Source organism: Blastococcus mobilis (genome assembly GCF_900188025.1).
Lineage (GTDB): Bacteria > Actinomycetota > Actinomycetes > Mycobacteriales > Geodermatophilaceae > Blastococcus_B > Blastococcus_B mobilis.
This window is the reverse complement of sequence record NZ_FZNO01000058.1, coordinates 1-7,587: the sequence shown is the minus strand read 5'-3', so window position 1 is coordinate 7,587 and position 7,587 is coordinate 1. Positions and strand designations below refer to the sequence as shown.

3 protein-coding genes are annotated in these 7,587 nt (G+C 62.2%); 2 read left to right on the top strand and 1 reads right to left on the bottom strand.

What is annotated here, in order from left to right:
• The first annotated feature begins 341 nt into the window (after positions 1–341).
• The gene (locus CHB94_RS24010) at positions 342–2,051 is read left to right on the top strand and encodes an AIPR family protein (RefSeq protein WP_089339065.1); all 1,710 of its coding nucleotides are present in this window, start codon (positions 342–344) and stop codon (positions 2,049–2,051) included.
• 2,580 nt (positions 2,052–4,631) lie between these two features.
• Here the strand turns inward: CHB94_RS24010 and CHB94_RS24825 are convergent.
• A complete protein-coding gene (locus CHB94_RS24825) occupies positions 4,632–5,258 on the bottom strand; it encodes a hypothetical protein (RefSeq protein WP_141137646.1) in 627 nt (208 codons plus the stop codon).
• A 1,434-nt stretch (positions 5,259–6,692) separates the two neighbouring features.
• Between CHB94_RS24825 and CHB94_RS23995 the strand changes: the two genes are divergently transcribed.
• The coding region (locus CHB94_RS23995) for an IS256 family transposase (protein ID WP_254920883.1) at positions 6,693–7,587 on the top strand (895 nt) is incomplete at its 3' end.

Below are 7,587 nucleotides of genomic sequence, written 5' to 3'. Positions count from 1 at the left end.
CCACCCGCTACGACAAGCTCGCCGTCCGCTACGAGGCCACCGTCCAGATCAGCGACATCGACATCTGGCTGCGCGACCTTTCAAACAGGGCCTAGGTCCCTACGACGGACGTCAAGAGCCCGTCTCGCCGTCGAGATCGCGGGAACGTTGGGCAGTCTGCACGGAGTTTTCGCGAGGCGGATGAACGCGCTGGAGCGGAAGAGGTCCCCGAGGAGGAGTCGGATGGTTGATAGCTTCCGAGGTAGTGCTTCTGGCATCTAGCGAGGATGCGTGCCTCGATCCGGCGGGTCGTGGCCTTGTAGACGTAGAAGGCCCGCCGGTGCTGATCGTGGAGAAGTCTTATGCCTAGTAACGACGTCGTTTTGCTGGCCGACATGCTAGAGCGCGACCGTCAACTTTACGATGCGCTGGGCGAGGACCACGACACATATTTCACGGCTAGGCAGTACTTGCGCAACTATGCGCCGACGCATGATGACCTTACCGCTGGACTCGTCGACGGGCGGCACGATGGCGGGCTGGACGCCGTCTACATGTTCGCCAACTCACTATGCGTCCGAGACGATATGCCACTCTCAGCCTTGGGTCGAGGCGCCCAGCTGGACCTCTTCCTGATGCAGGTCAAGAATAGTAAGGGGTTCGGCGAGGACGCGATCAATCAGCTGCTCGTGAACTTGCCCAAGTTGCTAGACTTCGGGCGCGACGAGCAAGCCTTGAGTAAGACTTTCAACGGGCGGGTGCTGGAAATCACAAGGCGGTTCCTCTCGGCATATCGAGCGCTAGAGATGCCGAGCCTCCGCGTATTTATATGCTTTGCATCTTTGAAGGCGGAACATCTCCATCCGGGAACGGTTGAAAAAGCGGCAGAACTCAACACGGTCGTTCGCAGTTGTTTCGGCGGCGCGGCCGTATCAGTGGACTTCCTCGACGCGGCTGCGGTGGCGGACATGGCTAGGGAAAAGCCGGTGACGACTCGCCACCTAGCTCTTGCTGAGAACCCAATATCCACATCCAAGGCGGGCGGGTATGTTGCGGTCGTCAAGCTGGAGGACTACGAAGCCTTCATCACCGATGACGAGGGAAAGCTTGACGCCAGCCTATTTGAGGCCAACGTCCGTGACTACGAGGGCGACACCGCAGTCAATCGCAGTATCCAGGACACGCTGGCCCACCCTGATTCCGATGTGGATTTCTGGTGGCTGAACAACGGTGTAACCATCGTGGCGAACAAGGTGCAACCTGCGGGAAAACTCCTCGAGCTCGATGCGCCGCAGATCGTAAACGGATTGCAGACCTCGAACGAAGTTCACAAGCGGCGTAAGACCTCGGGGGAACGCCAGCTAGGTGACGACCGAAGCGTGCTCGTGAAAGTCATTCAAGCTGAAGATGACAGTGTTCGCGACCGTATCATCCGTGCCACGAATAGTCAGACGTCATTCGGTCCCAGTGCTCTTAGGGCAACCGACAAAGTTCAGCGCCAGATCGAAGAGTATCTTGCCGGCAAGGGCCTTTTCTACGAGCGGCGGAGAAGGCACTACTATAACCAAGGTAAGCCCGTCGAGAGCCTGGTGAGCATAGACCAGATGGGCCAAGCCGTACTCTCGGTCATGGCGCAGGTTCCTCATATCGCGCGCGGGCAAGTCAGTCGCGTATTCGAGGGCGACATCTACGACTTGCTCTTTGCGCCAAGCCATCCGATCCAGATGTATGCATCTTGCGTGAACATTGTTCGGGAGACGCAAGTCTTCCTAAATTCGGCTCGGCACACGCGCGCGCAGGCGGAGGACTTCCTCTATCACTTGTCGATGTTAACGGCGATGGCATTGCTTCGTAAGCACCGGCCTAGCGCGATAGACCTTGCGAAGATCGAAGAGTTAAAGCCGGAGCGCAGTCTACAAGCCGAGCTCCTGCAGGGAATTCAGAATGAGTATGCAAGAGTTGGGCGATTTACTGGAGAGGTGATGTTGGATCGCATGGCGAAGGATCCCGCTATAACTGAAGCGGTTCTGAACTTCGGGAGAACGTACCTAGGTACGACCCGTAAGAGTTAGAGCGGCTGTCCGGCGTCGAAGCGATGGTCACCAGTCGACGGTCTCCGGAAACAGCTCGCGGCGGCGCTGCACGATCCCGTCGACGGACTTATTAGCCCTCTGGCCGAACTGGAGCCAGCGTAGACAGCGCAGTCCTAATTTCCTGCATCGCCAGGAAGGCTCTTTCCTCACGGCGCTGTGTCCGCTCGCTATCTAGAACCCTGGTCAGGCGCTTGCCTTCGTCGTTACGGGTGAGTCGGTAGACCACGATCGCCACACCCAGGGCCCCGAACGTGCCGAGAAAAGAGACTAGGGCCTGTTCCCAGAACGGGTCACCTGTCGTCATGACAACAACCGAATCAGACACGCGGCCACCGTAGCTGGGATACCGATGTCTTGATGACTACCCGCACGACACAGTAGGTCAGTGGGGACTATCCGGACGAGCACGGTCACGGTCAGCCTGACCTGCCAGGACTGTGGCCGGATCGATGAGCGAGGTAGGCCGAGAAAACGTTGCCTGGCATTCACGGTGGCCCTGAGACGCTCCTAGCGAGCTGCAATCGCTGCGCCCGTCTTTCTCTGCACGGGCTGAGCGGCGAGAGCCGGCGGCGTCTGGGGCTTCGCCATAGCTAACGAGCCCTGTGCCTGCCGCCACCCCTGTCGTTCCGTCGGCCGACGTACACGGTGACCAAGCTTCTAATCAGCGCGCCGACGACGCCGCCCCAGAAGCCCTCCGATGCCAAGAAGCTCATGCCACAAGCTGAGCACACGAGGGCGACGCTCCAGGCCGGGTAAGGAAAGCTCAGGTCCCTTGCCCGGCGGGCCAGTGGTAGACGGCGCTAAACCCGTGGACGCGCCACACAGGGACTTGTCCCGGCATGCCGGTAGACGGCGATGAGGAGAACTTTTCTGCGAGTTTCTGCGCGTCCCCGCGTGTCGCGGCAGCACGGCGGCGTGGCTTAGTTTCGCTCGCCGCACGGAGGAGAGGTGAGCAGCCTTGCCTTGCGCCCGTCGGGACAGCCTGGGCAACGCCCGCCGTGTGCCCAACCTGTCCAACCTGTCCAACCAGCCTTGTCCTTGTCATCGACGTGGGACTAACCCCCGAATCGGCGGCCCTCGCGGCGCGGGTGCGCGGCGAGGATCCCCTGCGGGGCGACGTCCCCGGCTGGGTCATGATCGCGGTAATGACGGCGGCCCTCGTGCTCGCCATCCTCATCCCGTTCCGCGAGGCGATCCCCTGCGGGACGCCTGTGCCGGCCCGTCAAGCTGGCTGAGAGTGCCCCGTTGGGGGTTCGCCTTGCGGGACAGGGCTGCGGGTCGTCGGTGGATATGCCGTGAAGCGAGTCGCCCTTAGCGGCCCACTCTGGGGCAGCCGGCTCACCTCGGCGACGATGGTGCAGTGGTCGAGCGAAGCCTGCCGCGGCCGGCTAGCTGTCGCCGCTGCTGGGCGAACGTAAGCAAACTCTCGTATACTTCGCGACTGGGCATCATCGGTGAGCAGACGCGGTGATCGACCGGCCGATCACTCAAATCACCTGATAATTGCGGAAGTGTCAGTGATGCCCCGAGCCCGGCCAGCCGGGTCGGAGATGAACGGCCGCGAATTTCCGACTGATAGGCCGCCCGTCAGGGCTGGCTGCTGTCGCGAACGTCCGATCAGTTGCGGCAGTGTGGCGTCGAGGCGTGGGCTTCCCTTCGACGGGGTCAAAAGTATCGGCAGACATCAATCAGATGTCTCCACGCAGTTGGTCAGAACGCGCGTGGTTGAGTCGGTCGACGACTCCGGACATCTATCAGCACTGGCGACCTGGCTTATCACAATCCAACCAAACACGAGGCCAATCGTGAATGCTCCAAGAGACGCAAGAATTCTACGGAGGTGAAAGCTCGCCGCATAGTAGCGCCCTCGAGGGGACGCCCACAGCTTGACTGCGGCGACCAAGCTCGGTATTGATACGAGCACTCCAATCACTGCAAGAGCACCGACCAGGGCCAGGGCTGGCAGCCTTGTCGGCCGAAATCCCAAGAGTCCCAGCACACTGGCAGCGTCGGCCAGGAACGCGAGTAGGACAAGAAACCAGTAGGAACGAGCCTCACCTTCTGGCGCGGCGGCCATGACCCCTCTTTATTCCGGGCGCTTCGGGTAATGGAAACGCTGCGAGGCGCAACTTGGTTGCCTCTATTCGAACAAAACTCCAACGCTCGCGCTCCGCAACGTCAAGAAGCACTTCGCCGGCCATTGACGATAGCTGAGTGGCAAGATCCAATACTTGGTCTGCCGGGTTGCGTCGACGCTGAACCATCAGCCAACGCAGCAGGCCGAGCAAGAGGCCTGCCGTGATAACGGTCGACAGCGCCAAGGCTAGGTTAGCGTACCTGAATAGCGAAATAAATGAGGCTATGAAGGAAAGCCCAACGCCCACGAGGATCGACCCAATCGCGAACAATCGGTTATCTTCGTGGCGCCTTCGCTCTTCTGCTTGCTGAAGGAGGCGTTCAGCGGCGCGGAGCGCGCCTTCTAGATCATCGCCGGTGCTCAGCCTCCATGCCTCCGCGGTGTGTCCGCGGAATCCCGCCATCGGTCGGCGTGCTTCCCCTCTAGCCATTGCACAACTCTCCGATCGTCTCAACAAGACAGAGCAGGGAAGCATCGCACTGGTCATTCGTCAGTTGTGTTTGTGCTGTGATCAGTCCACGAGACGATCCAAACCGGAAGTCAAGCGCCTGAGTTGCGACCGGGAGGACCCGGTAATCTATCGCGAGGGAGCCCAGCTGCGAGAGCATTCGTTGCGCGTGTTGGTCGAAGTCTGTGCTTGAACCCCGGCGGTAGTAGCTCTCGGCGGCCGCGATGGTGGGCCAGTACAAGTCAGCCTTGTTGGCCAAGACGAGCAGCCATCGGGGTCCACCGTTGCCATCGGTGAGCTCATGTTTATCAACGATTCTGTTGCAGACCTCGCTGAAGTTGTCGACCTCTTGACGTCTGTTCCATTCGAGTAGGGACCGAATGTCGTAAGGGCTAAGATTGTTGGCGACCACGTCAATATTCCGCTGCCAGATCTCAGAGTATCCATACGACGCGACGAAGATGACACCGTCAAGGCGGGTCTGCGGTCCAAACAGCTGGTTCATGGCACTGGCCCGCTCACGGCTCGGTTGTCCCGGAATGGTCGTCAGGGTTGCGGCTCTCCGATGCGGGCTGACCATGTAACCGTCGTCGGTTGTCACGCTCATTGCGTGCGGGCGCTCTCGCAGTGTCAACCGGGACCAGAGCCAAGTCTTCCCCGCGCCAGATGCCCCAGTCATCGTGACAGGCACAGCCGACAGCTTAGCTAGGTGTTGGCGCCTCAGCTGCAGGTCCCGCGGGGTTCCCGCCGAGATGCGAGCGACTGCTTCGGGCCATGACACCACGTGGCAACCCTAGCTGCGTGACGCCTCGTGGCCCTGTTAGGACCGTCGGCGCGCCGGAGTGAGCACCCCCTAACGCACATTCAGGCACTCTTTGCTCTTATGCTGCATCTCCCTTGCTAGAGCTAGTGTGCATTCGGCGCTCGTCGTGGTGACGGGTCCAGACATGCGTACTCTGCATCGGTGTCCGTGCGAAGAACAATCGTCACGAGTATCAGCGACGCCGGCGAGGACGGAGCGACCAATGCGGCTTACACTCGACCGGCGGCGTGCCTGATTGGTGCGGCAATGATAGGGGCCGGGCACATAAATCGGAAGGAGCGCACTGCTCAACTACCTGCGGCCCATGCGCCGCTAATTCGATCGCGAACGGGTTGTCTCCAAAGCCGCCTTCAGGTACGAGCCGGAAGCCCTCTGCCGCCACCGAACAGGGATCCTCTATGGAGCGGACAGCCTTGGTGCGGGGGTGGCTAGATGTGTAGGAGAAGCGCCCTCAAGCAGACGACCCTCGCCCTGGCGACATACCTGCCGATGCCCAAGGCAATCAGCTAGACACCCACGCGTCGCGGCTTTTCGGGCACTCGGGCATTCCAGAGACAGTCGCGCCCGGAAATGCGTCCTCGATAGGCGACGCAGCCTTGGACGCGAGGCGGTCCACCACCACCGGCCTGATGGCTAAGAGTCGGCCGTCGGGTGCGCGCCACTGTTTCACGCCGTAGACGCGCCCATCCCGGCTGTAGTAGCCGTGCCGCTCGATCATCCCGCAATTGCGGCAGCACGAGGTCAAGCTGCCGTCCTTCTCCCGGACTGACAGGCTCGGATCCCAGTTGTGATTGCGACGGCCCATGCTCCACATCATGCGCGGCAGCTCCGACAGGGCACGCCCACAGCCGGCGCAGGATGCGGGAGCTGCATGAGCGACTCGTCAAGGGCCGGAACGACCGTGCGTACTACCTCGCCGGCTTGCGCCATCGTGCCCTGGACGGTGGACGGTGAAGGCCGCGCTGCGCCGGGTGGAGATGCGGCCGCCACGGTCCGTCGATGAGTCAGAGCCCAACACACCCCGTCTCGCGCAGACGTTTGCCTTGGACACCCATCCACACACTCCTGGCCGCTCCCCGGTGACGTCCCTGGAAGTGGTGTAGCTGGTTGGGGGTCTTGAGCTCGTCGGCGAAGTGCTGGCGTGCGAGAGGCCACCGCGTGGATCTTCTGTGTGAACCCGCCAAGGAACACTCGGAAGAGAAAGGCCACGCGATGGCCCTGGACCAGTCTGCCCTGCTTGAGCTGCTCGAGGCACTGCAAGTTGCCGAGGTCGATGACCGCATCCGCACGGCGACGGAGGCGCTGTATCAGGCGCTGATCGAGGCGGAGCTGACCGCGGCGATCGGCGCCGCCCCGCACGAGCGCACCGAGACCCGCACCGCTCAGCGCAACGGCTTCCGACCGCGGACCTTGACCACCACGGCCGGGGATCTGGAGTTGCGCATCCCGAAGCTGCGCACCGGCTCGTTCTTCCCCTCCCTGCTGGAACGCCGCCGGCGGATCGATCAGGCGCTGTTCGCCGTGGTGATGGAGGCCTACCTGCACGGCGTGAGCACCCGCAAAGTCGACGACCTGGTGCGGGCCCTGGGCGCTGACACCGGCATCAGCAAGTCCGAGGTCTCCCGGATCTGCGCCGACCTCGACGAGGAGGTTGCCGCGTTCCGCGACCGCTCGCTGGCCGAGACCGCGTTCCCCTACGTGTTCCTCGATGCCACCTACTGCAAGGCCCGGGTCAATCGCCGGGTGGTCTCGCAGGCGGTGGTCATCGCCACCGGGGTGGCCGCCGACGGGCACCGCGAGGTGCTCGGCTGCGCGGTCGGCGACAGCGAGGACGGCGCCTTCTGGACCGCCTTCCTGCGCACGCTCAAGGCCCGCGGCCTCGGTGGAGTGCAGCTGGTCATCTCCGACGCGCACACCGGGCTGAAGGCCGCGATCGAGGCGGTCCTGCTGGGCTCGGCCTGGCAGCGCTGCCGGACGCATTGGGCCTGTCAGGAATCAAGCTGTTCTTTTCCGGATCCGGCGTCGACGATCTGCTATGCGCGTCGACGACGAGGTCCGCGGCCAGCTCGCCACCAGGTTCGAGGTGCTGCTGCCGCATCTGAACGAA

Excerpts from the sequence above, each read along its gene's own strand:
- CHB94_RS24010 (WP_089339065.1), top strand. The coding sequence starts at position 342 with ATGCCTAGTAACGACGTCGTTTTGCTGGCCGACATGCTAGAGCGCGAC.